We start from the raw sequence: 18,614 nt of genomic DNA on the forward strand, positions 1-18,614 counted from the left end.
GAGTGTCCACGCCTTGCCGCCGGTCACGGACGGATCACACAGACAGGCGCCCCCGGCGGCGATCCTCATCGCAGGGCCCACTGCCTCGGGCAAGTCCGGCCTCGCGACGGAACTCGCGCGCCGTTACGACGGCGTCGTCATCAACACCGATTCCATGCAGGTCTATGCCGACCTGCGGCGGTTGTCGGCGCGGCCGAGCGTCGAGGAGGAGAAGCTGGCGCCCCACCGACTCTACGGGGAGGTGGATGGCGCGGTGAATTACTCGGCCGGGCATTTCGCCCGCGATGCCACGCGCCTCCTCGTCGATCTGAACGGCCGGCTCCCGATCTTCGTCGGCGGCACCGGCCTGTATTTTCGCGCCCTGGAGGAGGGTTTGTCGGACCTGCCGCCTGTGCCCGACGAGGTGCGCGCCGCGCTTCGCGAGCGGGCGGAGCAGAGGGCTACCAACCTGCTCCATGCCGACCTCGCGGAGGTCGACCCCGTTGGGGCGGAAACCCTGCGCCCCACCGACCGCGCCCGGATCATGCGCGCGCTCGAAATCTTCGCCACCACCGGGCGGCCGATCTCGGCGTTTCACGGCGAGCGCGTCGCCGGGCCCCTGGCGGGCAAACGTCTGGTCAAGCTGTTCCTCGCTCCCGAGCGCGAGACCCTGCGCGACCGGATCGACCGCCGTTTCATGGCGATGATGGAGGAGGGCGCCCTCGACGAGGTCGCGGCCCTGCGGGAGCGCCGCCTCGATCCGCTCCTGCCCATCATGCGCGCCCACGGCGTGCCGGGACTCATCGCCCATCTCGACGGGACGATCCCCCTCGCGGAGGCGATCCAGCGCGGCCAGGGCGATACAAGGCGCTACGCCAAGCGGCAATTCACCTGGTTCCGCCACCAGATGGGCGAGGATTGGGCCTGGACCGATCCCGACGCGGCCCTCGCCGTGGCAACGAGCCTTATTTCTCCAGGCGGGCGATGAGGCTCGACGTGTCCCAGCGGTTGCCGCCCATGGCCTGCACGTCGGCATAGAACTGGTCGACGAGGGCGGTGACCGGGAGCTTGGCGCCGTTGCGCCGGGCTTCCGCCAGCAGGATGCCGAGATCCTTGCGCATCCAGTCGACGGCGAAGCCGAAATCGAATTTCTCGGCATTCATGGTCCGGCCGCGATTCTCCATCTGCCAGGAACCGGCCGCGCCCTTCGAGATCACGTCGAGCACCGCGTCCACGTCGAGTTCGGCGCGCTTGGCGAAGTGGATCGCCTCGGACAGTCCCTGGACGATGCCGGCGATGCAGATCTGGTTGACCATCTTGGTGAGCTGGCCGGAGCCCGCCGGTCCCATCAGCCGCGAGGCCTTGGCGAAGCTGAGGATCGCGGGCTCGACCTTGGCGTAGGTGACCTCGTCCCCGCCGCACATCACGGTCAGCGCCGCGTTCTCGGCACCGGCCTGTCCGCCGGACACCGGAGCGTCGATGAAGCCGAGGCCGAGTTCAGACGCGGCCTGGCACAGTTCGCGCGCCACCTCGGCCGAGGCCGTGGTGTGATCGACGAAGATCGCGCCCTTCTCCATTCCGGCGAAGGCGCCGTCCTCACCCAGCGTCACGCCGCGCAGGTCGTCGTCGTTGCCGACGCAGGCGAAGACGATCTCCTGCCCCGCCGCCGCCTCGCGGGGCGTCGCCGCGAAGGCGCCGCCATTGGCCTTCACCCAGGCTTCCGCCTTGGCCGTCGTCCGATTGTAGACGGTGACGGCGTGACCTTTTTTGGCGAGGTGACCCGCCATCGGGCCGCCCATCACGCCGAGGCCCAGGAACGCGACCTTCGCCATCATCCGTCTCCATCCGTCATTTCGATGGAGGCGGGTCTAGATACGATGGCCGGAGGGGTCAAACGCCAGACGAAATCAGCCGCCGGTGACGCTCATGTGGCGCGGCACGGCGGCCGGACGGGCGCGCTCGATAACGAAGTCATGGCCCTTGGGCTTGCGCGCGATGGCATCGGTGACGGCCTGCGTGACGAGGGCGTCGTCCGGCGAGGCGCGCAGGGCATGGCGCAGGTCGGCGGCATCCTCCTGGCCGAGGCACATGTAGAGCTTGCCGGTGCAGGTGAGGCGGACCCGATTGCAGCTCTCGCAGAAATTATGGGTCAGCGGCGTGATGAAGCCGAGGCGCCCGCCGGTCTCGGCGATGCGCACGTAACGGGCCGGTCCACCGGTCCGGTCGGGCAGGGGCACCATGGTGTAGCGCTGCTCGAGGCGGGCGCGGGCGACGGAGAGGGGCAGGAACTGGTCGGTGCGGTCGCCCTCGACCTCGCCGAGGGGCATGACCTCGATGAGGGTCATGTCCATGCCGTCGCCATGCGCCCAGGCGATCATGTCGGCGATCTCGTCCTCGTTGACGCCCTTCAGCGCCACGGCGTTGATCTTGACCTTGATCCCGGCCTTGCGCGCCTTCTCGATCCCGTCGAGCACTACCTTCAGGTCGCCGCGCCGGGTGACGGCGCGGAACTTGTCGGGGTCGAGGGTGTCGAGGGACACGTTCACGCGCCTGACGCCGAGCTCGGCGAGTTCCGCGGCGAAACGGCCGAGCTGCGTCCCGTTCGTCGTCATCGTCAGCTCTTCGAGAGCGCCGCTGCCGAGATGGCGGGACAGCCGCCGGAAGAGATGCATGATGTCACGGCGCAGGAGCGGCTCGCCGCCCGTGATCCGCAGCTTGCGAACGCCCCGGTCGATGAACACGCCGCAGAGCCGGTCCAGCTCCTCGAGTGTGAGCAGGTCGCGCTTGGGCAGGAACTTCATGTCGTCCGACATGCAGTAGACGCAACGCAGGTCGCAGCGATCCGTCACGGAGATGCGAAGGTAGGTGATCGCGCGCTGGAAGGGGTCTATCAAAGGCGCGGGTGCCTTCGATGCGACGCGTTCGGCTAAGGCAACACCCATGGGGGACTCGGGACTCGGGCCTGGGGGGACTTCCGGAGCGTGGTCGCGCGGTGAACCTAGCATGTCCGGCATATGAGGCGCGACGGCGGATAGGGCAAGCATACTCGGACGCATGCCCCCTGCGCTCTACACATATATTGCATCCCACCCGCTTTCGGGCATGAGATTTCTCGCATGAGCCAGCATCACGCCGATCCCCACTCCACCGGCCGGCAGGTCGCTCCGCCGGAGCGGTGGCCCACCGAGATCCGCTTGTCCGGCGACAAGCGCACGCTCAACGTGTCCTTCGAGGATGGCGGCAAGTTCGCCCTGCCCGCCGAGTACCTGCGCGTGTCCAGCCCCTCGGCGGAGGTGCAGGGCCACTCGCCCTCCGAGCGCAAGGTCATCGGCGGCAAGCGCGACGTGGCGATCCTCTCGGTGGAGCCGGTGGGCAACTACGCGGTGAAGCTCACCTTCGACGACATGCACGATACCGGGCTGTTCGGTTGGGGTTATCTCTACGATCTCGGCCGGGAATACCGGAACCGGTGGGCGACGTACCTGTCCGAACTCGAAGAGCGCGGCCTCGTGCGCGACGCCGCCCGGCGTCCGGCCGCCGGCCCTGCCAAAAGCGAGCCACCGAAGGGCGAGGGAAGCTGCGGCAGCGGGTGCGGATGTCACTGACCGCCACCGCCGATTCCGCCCTCGGGGTGACGCCGGTTCCGGCCACCAGCCGCCGCATCCTGGCTCTGGCGCTACCGATGACGCTGGCCAACGTCACCACCCCGCTCCTCGGCTTCGTCGGGGCGGCGGTGATCGGGCGGCTGGGCGATCCCGCGCTTCTCGGTGCCATGGCGCTGGGGGCGGTGATCTTCGATGCGGTGTTCTGGTCGTTCGGCTCGCTGCGCATGGCGACGGCGGGGCTCACCGCCCAGGCGGTGGGCGCGCGCGATGCCGGGGAGGTCGACCGTATCCTCGCGCGCTCCCTGGCGGCGGGCCTCCTCGTCGGGCTCGTCATCGTCGCCGCACAGGTGCCGATCGCGGCCGGGGCCTTTGCGCTCAGCGGCGCCAGCCCGGCGGTGATCGCGGGGCTGGCCACCTATTTCCACATCCGCATCTTCGCGGCACCCTTCACCCTGGCGAACTACGCCATCCTCGGCTCGGTGCTCGGGCGCGGGCGGACGGATCTCGGCCTCCTGCTGCAGGTGGCCATCAACCTGGTCAACATCGCGCTCACCCTCGTCCTCGTGCTGTGGGCCGATCTCAGCGTCGCGGGCGCCGGCATCGCCACCCTCCTGGCCGAGGCCGCCGGGACCGCCCTCGGTCTCCTTCTCCTGGCCCGGCTCGGGTCGCGGCCGTTCTCGGTGCCGTTCCGCGTCGTTCGCGATCCCTTGGCATTGGCGCGCATGCTCAGCGTCAATGCCGACGTGATGATCCGGACCCTGCTCCTCGTCGGCGCCATCGCCCTGTTCTCGGCCCTCGGCGCGCGCTCGGGCGACGTGGTCCTGGCGGCCAATGCGGTGCTGTGGAATCTCTTTCTCATCGGCGGCTTCTTCCTCGACGGGTTCGCCACGGCGGCCGAAACCCTGTGCGGGCAGGCGGTGGGCGCCCGCGACGAGGCCGGGTTCCGCCGGGCGGCGCGGCTCAGTCTGGTCTGGTGCGTCGCCTTCGGCCTGGCGGTGGCGGCGCTGTTCCTGGCCTTCGGGGCGGCCTTCATCGATACCGTGACCACGAGCCCGGAGGTGCGCGAGACGGCGCGCGCCTATCTCGTCCCCGCCGCCCTCGCGCCCCTCGTGGCCTCGGTGCCCTTCGCCTATGACGGGATCTATATCGGCTCGACCTGGACGCGGGCGATGCGCAACCTGATGATCGCCGCCACTGGCATCTACGCCGTCGCCATCGGCCTCGCCCATGCGGGCGGCTTCGGCAATATGGGCCTCTGGCTCGCCTTCCTGACGCTGCTGGCCGCGCGCGGTGCCAGCCAGGCCCTGGCCTATCCGGGCCTGGCACGGCGGACCTTCGCGAAACCGTCGGGCGCCTGATCGTCGCACCGGACGGCTGCCGTTCAGCTTCGATGGATAAGGTCCGGCCCTCTCACCTGCCGGGAAACGGAAGCGGGCTTGGCCCGCGCCGCCCCATCGGAGTCCCCCGTGCCCTACTCGACCCTCGCCGACGTCGCCCCCGGGATCGACACGTCGCCCCGCTTTCCGAACGCCGCCCCGGACACCGTCATCGCCATCCCGGTCCGCAACGAGGTCGAGCGGATCGAGGCGTGCCTTCGCGCCATCGACGCGCAGGAAGGCGTGCGGCCGGGCAGCCTCGGCCTGTACCTGTTCCTCAACAACTGCACCGACGGCACGGACCGGATCGTCGCGGACCTCGCGCAGACGATGTCGATCCCCGTCCGCGTCCGGTGCGTGACCTTCGAGGGCGCCCATGCCGGATGGGCGCGCCGCGCCGCCATGGATGCCGCCGCCGAATGGATCGGCCCCGACGGCACGGCCGGCACCATCCTGACCTCGGACGCCGACAGCCGCGTCCCCACAGATTGGGTGGCCCGCAACCTCGCGGCCCTGGATGCCGGCGCCGACGCGGTGGCCGGGCGCATCCAGATCGACGAGGCCGAATGGGCGGCCCTGCCCAAATCCCTGCGCGCGCGCGGCAAGCTGGAGGACGCCTACAGCGATCTCCTGACGGAGCTGGAAGCGCGGATCGACCACGATCCGCACGATCCCTGGCCATGCCACCGCACGACGATCGGCGCCACGCTCTCCGTCCGGCTCTCGGCCTACCGGCTCGTGGGCGGCATGCCGATGATCCCGCTCGGCGAGGACGGCGCCTTCGTGGCGGCCCTGCTCCAGCACGGGCTCCGGGTCCGGCACGCCAAGGACGTGGTCGTCACCGTGTCGGGGCGTCTGGTCGGCCGGGCGCCGGGCGGCGTGGCCGATACGATCCGGGCACGCTGTGAAATCCCCGACAGTCTCTGCGACGCCCGCATGGAAGCGGTGCCGCGCGCCCTCTACCGGTACCTGTGGCGCCGTCGCCTGCGCCGCCTCCACGCCACGGGGCGTCTCGCCACCACGCGGGCCTGGTCGCGCAGACTGGCGATCCCGGCGGCGGATGCGGGCCGGATCGCCCAGCAGCCCCTCGTCGGCCTCGCCGTCGCCGAGATCGAGCGTGTCAGCCCCAAATTGGTCTACCGCCCCCTCGGGCCGAAGCAGTTGCCCCGCCATATCCGCGTGGCGTCCCTCGTCCTCGTCGTGCTGCGCGCAGGCGCGGCCCTGCGGAGCCGCCTGCAATCCCCCACGCCCGCATCGCCCCTGCTGCCAGAGGCCAAGGCCATGGCGGGCGATCCCGTCTCTCGCTGACGCGTCGAGACCCGGCCGGAGGCGAAGCGCTCAGATCGGCCTGCCGGCGATTCCAAGGCCGACCTTCTCGCCCGCCGGCGTGAGGATGCCGTGTTTCAGGATGGCATCCTCCAGATCCTCGAACGCAGCCGTCAGGTGGCTCTTGGCCGTGGCGATGGACGAGTCGCGGGGCCGGGGTCGCTCCGCCATCAGACCGGCGAGATCGTCGGCCCTTTCCAGGACGATGCGGTGAAGAGTTCGGATCGTGGCCTCGGGCTCGATGAACCGGAGGGTCGAATCGGTCCAGCGACGCAATTCGCCGGACAAGTCCTCGCTGGCCGAGGCATAGGCCTCGACCTTCTGCCGGGCATGCTCGAAACTGGTCCTGATGTCTTTGCGTAGCTGAGGCATGAGAGCGACTTCTTAGAACGTCGTCAGACAGGTGAGGGCTCGCCGCCCGTTCGGCGCGGCACCGGTTCCGTGCGGCCAAGCGCATGCGAGGCGGTTAGTCATGGTCGGCGTCGATCTGCCGTCGGGCCGCGTTCATCCGGACGACGCGCTGCGCCGTGGCGACGGAGAGGGCCTGGAACGCCTCCGTCATCCCCCGCATCACTTCGGGCGGCGTCTCCCGATCCGATTTCGAGGCCATGAACAGCTTCAGGATCTTCCAGCCGAAGCGCACCGAGCGGAGGAGGTAGAGCAGCGGCTCGTAGGAGGGCGCGTGATAGGCCTCGATGGCCATGGCGCTGGGCACCCCCGCGAGGCGAGCGAGCGCCACGAGCGCTTCCGTCTCGCGGCCCGAATCGAGCCAGCCGACGATGACGGTTTCGGTGATCTCGCCCTGGCGGAACTGGGCGCCCACGAACACCTCGGCCGCGAAGATGGCGCGGGCCGGATCGTCCGGAGAGGGCGGGGTCATACCGTGCCACAGGGCACCTTCCTGCGCCAGGATGTCGGGTACGTCGTCGCGGTCGCGAAGCCGCGCGGCGAGTTCCGGATCGGACAGGCTGCGGCCCACGAGCTGCCTGTAGCCATCGAGGGAGAATCGCGCGCCGGGATTGCCAGCCACCGCGCGCGATACCGTCGCGTCGCCCCGCTCGACGATGATGTCGGTGAGGAGCTCGATGAGGGTCTTGCGACGCGTCAGGGCCAGGAGCTGGGGCTGGCCGCAGACCCGCGCGATCGCGGTGAGATCGTCGAGCGTCAGCAGCGTCGCCACTTCGAGGGTCGGGACGGATACGGCGGCGGCGGGATCGAAGGCGAGGTCGCGAATCAGGCGCGGCGGCGCGTTGGCGATCGGGGCGATGCGGCGCGACAGGTCGCTTCTGGCGACCTCCTCCATCGACCGGGCCAGATGCAACATCACCATGTCGAAGGCGCGGACGTGATCGGCGCCGAGACGCGGCGCGTATTCGGAAAAGAGAGACGTCAGATTATTCAGAATCGACTCGCGGCGCTCCGTCGAAGCCCCCGCCATGGTGCGGTCGAGTTGCTGAACGAGGGCTACGAGTGCGGTCGCCATGGGCGCTGATGTCTCCGGCCGACCTTGCGTGCCAGCAGGACCACGGGACGACGATACTGGTCGCGCCACCGTTAACGGGCGGTTCGTCCGGCCGGCTCGGCTTGCGGCCCGGTCGCCGTTCGGGAGGGCGGTGCGGCATAGAGGCCGTCGGACCGCCCTTCGTCGGTCGTTCCAAGGGCGGGCGCAACACATTGGAATTGTTCTGATATATCGATTCGGCAAAGAAGCGCCTTTGCATCGGCTGAGCGCTGGTTTACGCGCTAGAGACGATGCGCAAGATCACTCACTCCGCCCTGATTTCCGCCTCCCTGCTGGCCTTCGCGGCCCTGGGCACCGGCTTCGCCTCGGCCAAGGAGACGCCGATCGGCCCTCCCATGCTGAAGGACGGGCTGGAGGTGACGGCGGTCTATCTTCAGCCGATCGAGATGGACCCGCCGGACATGATGCGCGCCGCCGCGCAATCCGACATCCACCTCGAAGCCGACATCCGAGCGGCCAAGGACAACCGCAACGGGTTCGCCGAGGGCGATTGGCTGCCCTCCCTCGACGTCAGCTTCGAACTGACGAAGCTGGAGAGCGAGGCCGCGACGGGTCCGAAGGTAAGCGGCTCGCTGATGCCGATGGTCGCCAATGACGGCCCGCATTACGGCGACAACGTCAAGCTGAGCGGCCCCGGCCGCTACCGGCTCAAGCTCACGGTGGCCCCCCCCGGCAAGAACCAGCATTTCGGCCGCCACGTGGACAAGGAGACGGGTGTCGCCGAGTGGTTCAAGCCTTTCGACCTGATCCAGGACTTCACCTTCGCTGGCACTGGCAAGAAGGGCGCGTATTGAGCACCGTGATGCAGCGCGTCCGCAGCCTCGTCCTCGCCTTCGCCTGTGCCTTCATGGCAGCCGGCATCGGCGCCGCGCGGGCGAACGACATGCCCGTCATCAAGGTCGAGATGAAAGACGGGACGATCGTCCCCGAGATCATCGAGGTGCCGGCCAATACCCGCTTCAAGCTGGAGATCACCAATACCGGCGCCTCGCCGGTGGAGTTCGAGAGCATGGAACTGAAGCGCGAGAAGGCCCTGGCCGCCGGCGCGACCTCGGCCATCGTGTTCCGCACCCTCGACCCCGGCACCTACGACGTGTTCGACGATTTCCATCCGGAAGCCAAAGCCAAGCTGGTGGCGAAGTAGCCCGATGGCGGCGAGCGTCTCGACGGACCTGCGTGAAGCCTGGATCGACCAGCGCCTCGCGGAACTCGGCCATTGGCTCCAGCGCCACGGCGGAATCATCCGCAGCGTGCAATGGGCGGTGGTGGCGGTCTATCTCGTCCTCGTGGCCGTGCCGGCCTTCCTGCCCCTGCCGGACCGCACCGCCCATCTCTGGAACAACCTGACCGTCCTCGCGCAGTTCGCGTTCTGGGGCATCTGGTGGCCCTTCGTCCTCGTGAGCATGGTGCTGGTCGGCCGGGCCTGGTGCGGGGTCCTGTGTCCCGAGGGCACGCTCACGGAATTCGCCAGCCGCTGGAGCCTCGGCCGCGCGGTGCCGCGCTGGATCACCTGGGGCGGCTGGCCCTTCATCGCGTTCGCCGGCACCACCGTCTACGGCCAGATGGTCAGCGTCTACGGCTATCCGAAGCCGGTACTCGCCGTTCTGGGCGGCTCGACGGTTGCGGCGATCGCGGTGGGCCTCGTCTATGGCCGCAACAAGCGCGTCTGGTGCCGCTATCTCTGCCCCGTGAACGGCGTCTTCGCGGTGCTGGCGAAGCTCGCCCCGGTGAGCTTCCAGGTGGACCGCCCCGCCTGGGCCGCCTCCGACAAGCCGCAGGGGGCCGCCTTCAACTGCGCGCCCCTGGTGCCGGTGAAGACCATGCGCGGGGCCGGCTCCTGCCATATGTGCGGGCGCTGCAGCGGCTATCGCGGCGCGGTCCGCCTCGCCCGGCGCTCCCCCGCCTACGAGATCGTCCATGTGGCCGGCACCGAGCCGAGCCTCGAACAGACGGTCCTGATCCTGTTCGGCATGATGGGCCTCGCGGCCGGCGCCTTTCAATGGTCGTCGAGCCCCTGGTTCATCGACGCCAAGCAATGGCTCGCCACCTGGTTCATCGATCACGGCATGGTCTGGCCACTCGAGACCACCCTGCCGTGGTTCGTGCTCACCAATTACCCTGAGCACAACGACGTCATGACCCTGCTCGATGGCGGCCTGCTGCTGGCCTATATCGGTGCGGCGACGATCGTCCTGGGGGTGAGTCTCTCCGCCCTCGTGGCCCTCGCCACGCGCTGCCTCGGCCCCTGGTCCCCGTCGCGCTTCCACCACCTGACGCAGACGCTGATCCCCATTGCGGGATGCGGCGTCTTCCTCGGCCTCTCGGCCCTCACCGTCACCTTCCTGCGCGGGGAGGGGCTTCCGCTTCCCTACGTCGCCGAGATGCGGGCCGGGCTGCTCATCGGCGCGAGCCTGTGGAGCGCGTGGCTCGCCTGGCAGGTGGCGGGGCTCACCACCGGCGGATGGCGCCGGGCGGGCGCAACGGCCTGCATCGCCGCCGCCGCCTCCCTGTCGGTCTCCGGCTGGGTGCTTCTGTTCTGGATCTGGTAGGGCGCTCGCACCGCTCGCCCGCGACATCGAAGGAAATCTCCGCATGATCGGAGCATTCGTCATCGCCTTCCGCGAGGTCATCGAAGCCGGCCTCATCATCGGCATCGTGCTGGCGGCCACGCGCGGCATCGCCGGGCGCGGCCGCTGGATCGGCCTCGGCGTGGTCGGCGGGCTCGCAGGCGCCTGCCTCGTGGCGCTCTTCGCCGAAGCGATCTCCGACGCGTTCGAAGGCGCAGGGCAGGACATCCTCAACGCCGCCGTCCTCGCCACAGCCGTCGTCATGCTGATCTGGCACAACACCTGGATGAGCCGCCACGGACGCGAGCTCGCCGGCGAACTGAAAGCGGCTGGAGAGTCCGTGCGCCGGGGCGAGACCACATCCGCCGCCCTGGCCTTCGTCGTCGGCGCGGCGATCCTGCGCGAGGGCGCGGAGCTCGTCCTGTTCCTCTACGGCCTCGTCGCCTCGGGCACGTCCGGCCCCGACCTGCAGATCGGGGCGCTGGCCGGGGTCGGCGCGGGTGTCCTGATATCGGCGGTGAGCTATTTCGGCTTGGCCGCGATCCCCACCCGCTACGTCTTCTCGGTCACCAGCGCGCTCATCATCTTCCTCGCCGCCGGCCTCGCCGCGCAAGCGGCGCAGTTCCTCACCAATGCCGGGCTCATCACCGTGCTCGACCGGCCGCTCTGGAACACCGCCAACATCCTGTCCGAGGGCAGCATGGTCGGCCGCGTGCTCCACGCCCTCGTCGGCTATACCGACCGCCCGACGGGACTGCAGGTCATCGTCTATCTCGGCACGATCCTGGTCATGGTCGCCCTCATGCAATGGTTTTCGGCCGACAAGAGGCGGCGGACCCTGCGCACGGCGTGAACCGGGGAGGCGGACCATGCATGTGAACCACGATTCGGCGGCCCCGGCGGCGGCGCCGATCAGCTTCGACGCTTTCTTGGCCGTGGATATCCGGATCGGCACGGTGGTTTCGGCCGAGCCCTTCCCGCAAGCGCGCAAGCCCGCGCTCAAGCTCGTCATCGATTTCGGGCCGACCATCGGCACCAAGCGTTCCAGCGCCCAGATCACCGAGCATTACCGGCCGGAGGATCTGGTCGGCCGCCAGGTCGCCGCGGTGGTGAACTTCCCCCCGCGCCAGATCGGCAAGTTCCTTTCGGAGGTCCTGACCCTGGGCTTTGCCGACACGAACGGCGCCGTCGTCCTGTTCCGCCCCGACCATGCCGTGCCGGACGGAAGCCGCCTGTTCTGACCTCACCGCCGTTTGGCCGCCCCGGCGATCCAGGCCTCGAGGCGTGAAGTGAGCAGTGCAGGGTCGCCGCTGAGCGCCAAAATCTTCTGTCGCGCCGTATCCCCGGTGACGATGCGGATGTCGGACCGGCGCAGGTCCAGGGCCTCGGCGAGGGCGGCGATCAGCTCCGTGTTGGCGGCCCCCTCCACCGGAGGTGCGGCGACCCGCATCTGGACCCAGACGCGTCCGTCGGCGCCCTCCACGAGGCCGTCGAGGCCGGTCCGGCTCGCGCGCGGCGTCAGGCGCACGGCGAGCCGGACACCCTCTCGCGTGGCCGTATAGGGGCGGTTTTCCGTCGAAGGCGTCATGATTCCCTATCCGCGCATGGGCCGGGCCGGATTTCCGCGAACCCGGTGGATGTCCGCGAGGCCCTCGTGGCGATGCGGCGTGATCGGCATTTCGCTGCAGAGGCCACGCCCGCGCCGGTCAAACGCGGGTCATCGACACGCATTTTATATCCGCAGGGCTGTCCCGGCAGCCGTGTTGCATTAAGCTCCGCCGCATCGTCACTGGAATGCGTTCATGTCCGATCTCCGCCTGCGCCGCAGCGTCCTCTACATGCCCGGCTCGAACCAGAGAGCCCTCGACAAGGCGAAGACCCTGCAGGCCGATGCCCTGATCCTGGATCTCGAAGACGCGGTGGGACCGGACGAGAAGGTTCTGGCCCGCGAGCAGGTCTGCGCGGCGGTGAAGGGCGGCGGATACGGGGACCGGGAGCTCGTGATCCGCGTCAACGCTCCGCAGACCCCCTGGGGCGAAGCCGACCTGAAGGCGGCGATCGAAGCCCGGCCTGACGCCATCCTGATGCCGAAAGTGTCCTCGCCCGCGGTGCTGGAGAGCATCGCCAACCATCTCGAAGCCCTCGATGCGCCCGAGAGCATCGACGTCTGGGCGATGATCGAGACCCCGGCGGCGATCCTCAACATCCAAGACATCGCCAAGGCGCGGCGCGACCGGCGCACCCGGCTCACTTGCTTCGTTCTCGGGACCAACGATCTCGCCAAGGACACCTGGGCGCAGCTCGTGCCCGGCCGGGTGCCGATGCTACCCTGGATGATGTTCACCCTGGCCGCCGCCCGCGCGGAAGGCCTCACCATCCTCGACGGTGTATGGAACGATATCGGCGACATCGAAGGGTGTCGCACCGAGTGCCGGCAGGCACGCGACCTCGGCTTCGACGGCAAGACGCTGATCCATCCCAACCAGCTCGAGCCAGCCAACACCTCCTTCGCCCCCACCGAGGAAGAGGTGCGCCGCGCCACCCTGGTGATCGAGGCCTTCGACAAGCCCGAGAACGCCAAGCGCGGGGCCATCAAGGTCGAGGGCCGCATGTACGAGCGCCAGCACATCAGCATGGCCCGCCGCGCGGTGAACTGGTCGGAATCCATTGCGGCCAGGGGATATTGAGGTCGGGCCTGCGTCGCGAAGGCTCGGCCGGGCGGGGAACAAGGCGTGGTGAAGCGGGCTTTCCCGCTCATCCCGCCTCACCCCGGTCCTTCGCCGTCGCGCTACCGAACACGGATGGTTCGGGCAGATCGGGTGAGGTCAGCACCGGAGGGCGTCACCGCCTTCCACCGACGTCTCTCCCCAAGGATGCTTCCGCCTCATGAGCCCGATCCTCGAACCCTTCACCCTCGGCGACCTCACCCTCAAGAACCGCGTCGTCATGGCGCCGCTGACCCGGAGCCGGTCCTCCGACGAGGGCATCCCCCCGGATTTCGCGGTCGATTACTACGCCCAGCGCGCCAATGCCGGCCTCATCATCTCAGAGGCGACCAACATCTCGCCCCAGGCGGTCGGCTACGCCCTGACACCGGGCATCTGGACCGATGCGCAGGTGGAGGGATGGAAGCCGGTCACCGCGGCGGTTCACGCCAATGACGGGCGCATCTTCCTGCAGCTCTGGCATACGGGCCGCATCTCGCATCCCGACGTGCAGCCGAACGGCCAGTCACCGGTGGCGCCCTCGGCCCTGAAGCCCGAGGGCATGGCCTTCACGAAATCCGGCATGAAGCCGCATGAGACGCCCCGCGCCCTGGAGACGGACGAGATCCCGGGCATCGTCGAGGATTATCGGAAGGCCGCCGAGAATGCGAAGCGCGCCGGGTTCGACGGTGTCGAGATCCATTCGGCCAACAATTACCTACTCGAACAGTTCGTGCGCGATTCCACCAACAAGCGGACCGACCTTTATGGCGGCTCCATCGAGAACCGCCTGCGTTTCCCCCTCGCCGTGGTGAAGGCGGTTACGGACGTCTGGGGCGGCAAGCGCGTCGGTATCCGCCTGTCGCCGGCCACCACGGAGCCGGGCAAGACGCCGCTGGACAGCGATCCGAAGGCGACCTTCGGCGCCTATATCGACGCCCTGAACGGGTTCGACCTGCTCTACGTCCACACGATCGAGGGCGTGACCCAGCAGACCCGCGACGTGCCGGACGAGGTCGATTTCGGCCAGATCCGCGAGCGTTTCCGGGGCGCCTATATCGGCAACAACCAGTACACGCTCGAACTCGCCGAGAAGGACCTCGCCGAGGGGAGGGCGGACCTCTTCAGCTTCGGCCGGCCCTATATCGCCAATCCCGATCTCGTGGAGCGGCTTCGCACCGGCGCACCGCTCGCCGAGGCTCCGAAGGCGTACTGGTATGGCGGAGGCGCCAACGGCTATTCCGACTGGCCGGGCATGAACGGCCCCGTCATGTTCCGGCGCTGATGCCTCGTTCCGGCGCGGGAAAGCGGGCCTCAGCCCTTCGGTGAGGGCTCGCCGCCCTGGGCCTCGGCCTGCACGCCACCGGCATTCGCCGGTTGCGGCACCGACATTTCCGGGTAGCGCTTGCGATATTCCTTCAGGAAAGCCTGAAGGGTCTCCGCCTTGGTGGCCCGTTGCGCGATCTCGCGGAATGCCTGGCTCCGCACCGCGTTCGGCTGGGTGAGCAGGGCAAAGGTGCGGGCGTCAGCGCTCTCGGCCATGGGCTCGGCGAACTTCGCCCTCAGGCGCTCCAGTCCGAGGGACTCGTTCGACAGGCCGTAGGCGATGGCCGAGCGGATGATGTCGGAGCGCATGGCATCGTCTAGGGGTTTGCGCAGGCGCCAGGCTTCGCCGACCATGGCCTCGTGCGCCTCGCCCGCCTCGCGCCAGCGTCGGCCGCTCCAGAGAATGTCCGCGCGCAGCCGCTCCACGTCGGCGCCGGTCTCCGCCTCGATGGTCTCCAGGGCGAGATCGGTGCGCGACAGGTCGGACAGGGCGCGCGCCCGGATGAGCGCGCGGGCACGGCGCAGATCCTCGGGCAGTTCGGGCTGATAGGTGGCGTCGATGACCTGAAGCGCCTGGAGTGGCTTCTCGTCCATCATCCGGATGGTCGCCAGCCGCGCGGCGACGCCGGCGCGGGCCGGGCCGGTGAGACGGTGATCGACCTGATGCTGCAGTAGTTCACCCGCCGAATCGAGCAGGTCGAGTTCCACCAGCTTGTCGGCGAGGCGGCGCACGATCTCGTCGCCGCGGCGGCCGATCGGCGCGAAATCCTTGAAATCGAAATACAGCGCCAGCGCCTCCACGCCGGACATCCGCGCCCCCTTCTCGGTGAGGAAGAGGTCGTCGAACAGGTCCTGGGCATTGTCGTGGAGCTCGCGGCTGATCGCCGATCCGGGCGCCAGCGCATCCGCCTTGCGCGCGGCGGCGAAAGCCTGGCGCCAGCGCCCGGCTTCCATGTTCAGCCTGGCGAGGCCCGCGATCGTCTTCTGCTCGATCTCGTCGCCATGCCAGGTGAGGAGGAGTGTTTCCAGCCGTTCGATGGCTTCGGCCACCGGCATCTTGCCCAGCGCATGGGCGAGGACGGTGCCGCGTAGGGTCGCCACGGCGGCGGTCGGCCGGTCCGCCGTGTCGGACAATCGCAGATAGGTATCGAGCGCCGCGCTCGTCTGGCCCGTCACCTCGTCGATCCGCGCACGCAGGAAAGCCAGGCGGTCGGAAACCGAGCGGTCGGCCGCGCGCGCCAGCGCGGTGGTGATCTGCTGGCTCGCGGTGGCCCAGTCGCCGGTCTCGATGGCGGCTTCCGCCGCAGCCGAGCGAAGCAGGCTCTGCAGGTCGTCGGGATAGCGCTCGATAATGCCCGCCGTGTCCCTGAACGCCGTATCGGCGATGGGCCAGCGCCCCGCCTTGGCATCGACATAGCCCTTCCACAGACGCGCTTCCGGGTCGGCCCGCAGGAATTCGGAGTCGAGGGCCTTCCGCGCATCGGCGTAGCGGGCCATCTGGATGTTCGCCACGGCGGTGAGGATCGCCAGTTCTCGCTGTCCGGCCATCACCGGATCTTCGCTGGCCGCCACCTGAAGGACGCCGAGGGCTTCCAGGCCGAGGCCGTTGGCGAGCATGCCCCGCGCCAGGGCGAGCCTAAGCGGCCCGCGCGCCGGGCGCGGCGCGTCGACCACCGCGTTCAACTGCTCCCGCAGGTTCTCGCCGATATTGCCGCTCCGCGCCGCGTCCCAGGGCTGGCGCTCGATGGCGAGGTCGCTCACGGCGGTGAGGGCCGGTTCGGCCGGGCGCGCGACCCCGGAGACCGCCATGCCGCCCTCACGGGCGATCACGACGCCGTCCATGTCCGGCCGCACGAGGAGATCGTCGGCCTTGGCGAGGACGGCCACGCCCTGGCGGCTGGGCAAAAGCTCGAAGTCCACGAAGGCCTGTCGCTTGGGGATGCCGGCGGGTTTCGGGCCATAGCCGGTCACCACGCCGATCCGCTCGCCGCCCCGCTCGATCCAGGTCGCCCCGCCGGGGTGGGGCAAGCGGATGCCGATGCCGATGCGGCCGCTCGCTTCCGTGTTGCGGATCGCGGACAGCGTTTCGCTCGCCGACAGGTTCTCACCGGCGACGAGTTCCCAGCCGGTGGGCGCATCCGCATCGCCGATGGGGACGAGATCGAGGAGCCGCTCGCGGGGAACCTTGAAGCTCAGGGAGACGAAGGCACCCTGCCGCCGGGGCTGACTGACGAGATCGAAGACCGGATCTCCGGGGGGGACGGCGACCGTCTCGGGCGTCTCGAACACCAGGGTGGCGATGCCGGCTCGCTCGAACAGGGCCGCCGCCGGCTGGCGCTGGAACGGAAAGGCGAGGCCGGGTCCGGCCGGGCGCAGGACGATGGTCTTCTGCGGGAGAGTGGGCGCCGGGATGCCGGCGGGTTTGGCCTGCGCGGCGCTCACCGGCGCCATCGCGGGTTTGGACGATGCGTCCCCCGCCGCGGCCTTCGCGTCCGCCGCGGATGGCTTGATATCCGAAGCTTTGGCATCCGGGGGCGCGGCCTTGCGGAAGACGTCCAGCGTCACGCCGTCCTCGTCCCGTCCGGTGCGGATCTCGTAGCCGGCGGCGGGCGTCACCAGCAGGCGGGCGCCGTCTCCGTCGTTCTCGACGCTCAAGGCCTCAATGGCTGGCTTCGTGCGCCCACGGGGCGCGAGGTCGTCGATGCGCCAGGCACCGGAAATCGTCAGCCGCGTCGCCAATCCGGCCTCGTCGAACCGCGCGGTCGTGTCCGGTGCGAGCCGCAGGCTGAGCCGGGTCAGGGTCGGCAGGCGCGAGAGTTCGAGGGGCAGGCGCTTCGGCTCAATTATGGGCTTGGCCGCACGCATGGCGGCTTCCGCGATCTGCGCCCGGCGGACGAGTTCGGCCACGATCTCGGGCGGCAGCGGAGGGGGGAGCCCGGACCAGTCTTCGGGCAGCAGGTCCACGAAGACGTGTTCGCCCGCCGTCTGGACGTTGAGGCGATACGGCTTCTGCAGGGCGATGCGTAGGCCGGTCCCGTCGGGGTCCCGCCGGACCATGGTGACGAAATCGGGGATCTCGCCGGCGATCTTCTCGGGCGCGGACGTGCTGGGCTCACCGAAATTAACCAGCAGGACGAGGCCGGAGATCCGGGCCTTCACCGGAACCGCCGAATCGAACGTCATGGCGATCCGGGCATAGCGCCCGACCTGGTTCGCCTTCAGGGTGAGGAGGCGTGCCGCCTCGGCCTCGCTGCCCGAGATCAGGGTCCCGCCGAGGATCGAGGTTGCGACGAAGCCCGCCATGAGCCGGCGCCGTCGTCTCGCGATTTCGGCCCCCATTCCCATCGCAGGTTACGCCACACCGGATTGCGCGGAGAATTCGAAACCGATTCCCGCGACACGCTACACCGCCGGCGAGTCTCCACTGTCGAGGCTAACGCCCGCCTAACGCCCGCTGGGCGCGATGTCTCGAAACTGCGCGCCCCTTCGGTCCCCCCGGAACGATAGCCTTCCGCCGATGCCCGAACAAAAAAAGCCCCGCGCCGGCTCGTGCCGGGCGGGGAGGTGTTCAGAAGGATCTTCCTTGGGAGGAAGTCTTCTACCTTACCATGTGACATCCCACATTTGCCACATCGGGAAACGGACATGTCCACTGCCGAGGCGGCTCGTGCGTCGATGTCGCGGGCCGGGTGGAGGCCGGCTCGTCCGATGCCGGGCGGCGAACGAGGAGGCGGCTCCGGACTACATCCCGCCGGTTCCGCCGCTGCCTCCACCGGCGCTTCCGGCACCGGACCGACGTGAGGGCTGGCTGGAATTGCCGCCCGCCGCGGAACTGTCCCGCCCGCGACGGCCACCGGTGTTGTTCGAGAGGCTATGCGTTCCAAACCCGCGCTTGGAGTGGCGCGAGCGCGCATCGGCGGAGGTCGTCATCTGCGCAAGGGCGAACGACGAGACGGCGAGCGCGCAAAAAGTGAGGGCCAAGGTCTTCATGAATTCTCCTGTCGATCCGGCGAACCAACGCCAGAACGACCCGGAATATCCATGACGGGAGAACGAAGACCGCGACGGTAAAGACCCCGCCCGGCGCGAACCGGACGGGGCGAAGTCAGACAATCCCCCTCGGGGCGGAGGGTATGGGATAGACGCCCGACCACCGGCAAATCATCCCCGAAACGGGCAGGCCGCAGATGTCGCACCACCCCCAGCCG

Annotated in this window: 18 protein-coding genes; 11 read left to right on the top strand and 7 right to left on the bottom strand. The window is 69.2% G+C overall.

The features are described from left to right. Positions 1 to 13 precede the first annotated feature (13 nt). On the top strand, positions 14 to 967 hold the full coding sequence (gene miaA, locus ASF26_RS19345) for a tRNA (adenosine(37)-N6)-dimethylallyltransferase MiaA (RefSeq protein ID WP_056257880.1): 954 nt from the start codon (positions 14 to 16) through the stop codon (positions 965 to 967). On the opposite strand, the gene ASF26_RS19350 is transcribed toward miaA, so the two are convergent. After that, on the bottom strand, positions 945 to 1,811 hold the full coding sequence (locus ASF26_RS19350; protein WP_056258206.1) for an NAD(P)-dependent oxidoreductase: 867 nt from the start codon (positions 1,809 to 1,811) through the stop codon (positions 945 to 947). The two genes, miaA and ASF26_RS19350, sit on opposite strands and share 23 nt — an antisense overlap. Positions 1,812 to 1,886: 75 nt before the next feature. Then, positions 1,887 to 2,921, bottom strand: a complete 1,035-nt coding sequence (moaA, locus tag ASF26_RS19355) for a GTP 3',8-cyclase MoaA (RefSeq protein WP_056257884.1) — start codon at positions 2,919 to 2,921, stop codon at positions 1,887 to 1,889. 174 nt (positions 2,922 to 3,095) lie between these two features. On the opposite strand from moaA, the gene ASF26_RS19360 reads away from it, so the two are divergent. The 3 genes from ASF26_RS19360 to ASF26_RS19370 all read left to right on the top strand — a co-directional run bounded on the left by ASF26_RS19360 (position 3,096) and on the right by ASF26_RS19370 (position 6,268). Then, positions 3,096 to 3,584 carry a DUF971 domain-containing protein gene (locus tag ASF26_RS19360; RefSeq protein ID WP_018042577.1) on the top strand — a complete coding sequence of 163 codons (489 nt, stop codon included), beginning with the start codon at positions 3,096 to 3,098 and terminating at the stop codon, positions 3,582 to 3,584. Next, positions 3,575 to 4,942, top strand: coding sequence for an MATE family efflux transporter (locus ASF26_RS19365; RefSeq protein ID WP_056257887.1), 1,368 nt, complete (start codon positions 3,575 to 3,577; stop codon positions 4,940 to 4,942). Before ASF26_RS19360 ends, ASF26_RS19365 begins: the two co-directional genes overlap by 10 nt. Positions 4,943 to 5,086: 144 nt before the next feature. Next, entirely contained in the window at positions 5,087 to 6,268 is a 1,182-nt protein-coding gene (locus tag ASF26_RS19370) for a glycosyltransferase (protein ID WP_056258208.1), read from the top strand. A 30-nt stretch (positions 6,269 to 6,298) separates the two neighbouring features. On the opposite strand, the gene ASF26_RS19375 is transcribed toward ASF26_RS19370, so the two are convergent. Together ASF26_RS19375 and ASF26_RS19380 are read right to left on the bottom strand one after the other, a co-directional pair. Next, on the bottom strand, positions 6,299 to 6,658 hold the full coding sequence (locus ASF26_RS19375) for a hypothetical protein (protein ID WP_056257891.1): 360 nt from the start codon (positions 6,656 to 6,658) through the stop codon (positions 6,299 to 6,301). A gap of 94 nt (positions 6,659 to 6,752) precedes the next feature. Continuing rightward, positions 6,753 to 7,769, bottom strand: coding sequence for a DUF2336 domain-containing protein (locus ASF26_RS19380; protein WP_056257895.1), 1,017 nt, complete (start codon positions 7,767 to 7,769; stop codon positions 6,753 to 6,755). Positions 7,770 to 8,038: 269 nt separating this feature from the next. Here ASF26_RS19380 and ASF26_RS19385 point away from each other — a divergent pair, with 269 nt between their 5' ends. The 5 genes from ASF26_RS19385 to ASF26_RS19405 are packed head-to-tail and all read left to right on the top strand — an operon-like array spanning position 8,039 to position 11,616. Continuing rightward, the gene (locus tag ASF26_RS19385) at positions 8,039 to 8,602 is read left to right on the top strand and encodes an iron transporter (RefSeq protein ID WP_056257903.1); all 564 of its coding nucleotides are present in this window, start codon (positions 8,039 to 8,041) and stop codon (positions 8,600 to 8,602) included. A 53-nt stretch (positions 8,603 to 8,655) separates the two neighbouring features. Then, positions 8,656 to 8,952 (top strand): cupredoxin domain-containing protein, encoded by a 297-nt coding sequence (locus ASF26_RS19390; protein WP_244476008.1) that lies wholly within the window; start codon positions 8,656 to 8,658, stop codon positions 8,950 to 8,952. Positions 8,953 to 8,956: 4 nt separating this feature from the next. Continuing rightward, positions 8,957 to 10,357: a 4Fe-4S binding protein gene (locus ASF26_RS19395; RefSeq protein ID WP_056257910.1), complete on the top strand. Its 1,401-nt coding sequence runs from the start codon at positions 8,957 to 8,959 to the stop codon at positions 10,355 to 10,357. A 43-nt stretch (positions 10,358 to 10,400) separates the two neighbouring features. After that, positions 10,401 to 11,228, top strand: coding sequence for an FTR1 family protein (locus ASF26_RS19400; protein ID WP_056257914.1), 828 nt, complete (start codon positions 10,401 to 10,403; stop codon positions 11,226 to 11,228). Positions 11,229 to 11,244: 16 nt separating this feature from the next. Beyond that, entirely contained in the window at positions 11,245 to 11,616 is a 372-nt protein-coding gene (locus ASF26_RS19405) for a tRNA-binding protein (protein WP_056257924.1), read from the top strand. A gap of 2 nt (positions 11,617 to 11,618) precedes the next feature. On the opposite strand, the gene ASF26_RS19410 is transcribed toward ASF26_RS19405, so the two are convergent. After that, entirely contained in the window at positions 11,619 to 11,963 is a 345-nt protein-coding gene (locus tag ASF26_RS19410) for a DUF167 family protein (RefSeq protein ID WP_056257928.1), read from the bottom strand. A 214-nt stretch (positions 11,964 to 12,177) separates the two neighbouring features. Between ASF26_RS19410 and ASF26_RS19415 the strand changes: the two genes are divergently transcribed. Together ASF26_RS19415 and ASF26_RS19420 are read left to right on the top strand one after the other, a co-directional pair. Beyond that, positions 12,178 to 13,062 (top strand): CoA ester lyase, encoded by an 885-nt coding sequence (locus tag ASF26_RS19415; protein WP_056257933.1) that lies wholly within the window; start codon positions 12,178 to 12,180, stop codon positions 13,060 to 13,062. A 199-nt stretch (positions 13,063 to 13,261) separates the two neighbouring features. Then, positions 13,262 to 14,365: an alkene reductase gene (locus ASF26_RS19420; protein WP_056257938.1), complete on the top strand. Its 1,104-nt coding sequence runs from the start codon at positions 13,262 to 13,264 to the stop codon at positions 14,363 to 14,365. A gap of 29 nt (positions 14,366 to 14,394) precedes the next feature. Here the strand turns inward: ASF26_RS19420 and ASF26_RS19425 are convergent, their stop codons facing one another. Then, positions 14,395 to 17,709 carry a hypothetical protein gene (locus tag ASF26_RS19425; RefSeq protein WP_082477710.1) on the bottom strand — a complete coding sequence of 1,105 codons (3,315 nt, stop codon included), beginning with the start codon at positions 17,707 to 17,709 and terminating at the stop codon, positions 14,395 to 14,397. A gap of 438 nt (positions 17,710 to 18,147) precedes the next feature. Continuing rightward, the gene (locus tag ASF26_RS22260; RefSeq protein WP_082477711.1) at positions 18,148 to 18,396 is read right to left on the bottom strand and encodes a hypothetical protein; all 249 of its coding nucleotides are present in this window, start codon (positions 18,394 to 18,396) and stop codon (positions 18,148 to 18,150) included. Positions 18,397 to 18,614 lie beyond the last annotated feature (218 nt).

Origin of the sequence: Methylobacterium sp. Leaf93, from assembly GCF_001422345.1 — a bacterium.
GTDB classification, from domain to species: Bacteria; Pseudomonadota; Alphaproteobacteria; order Rhizobiales; family Beijerinckiaceae; genus Methylobacterium; species Methylobacterium bullatum.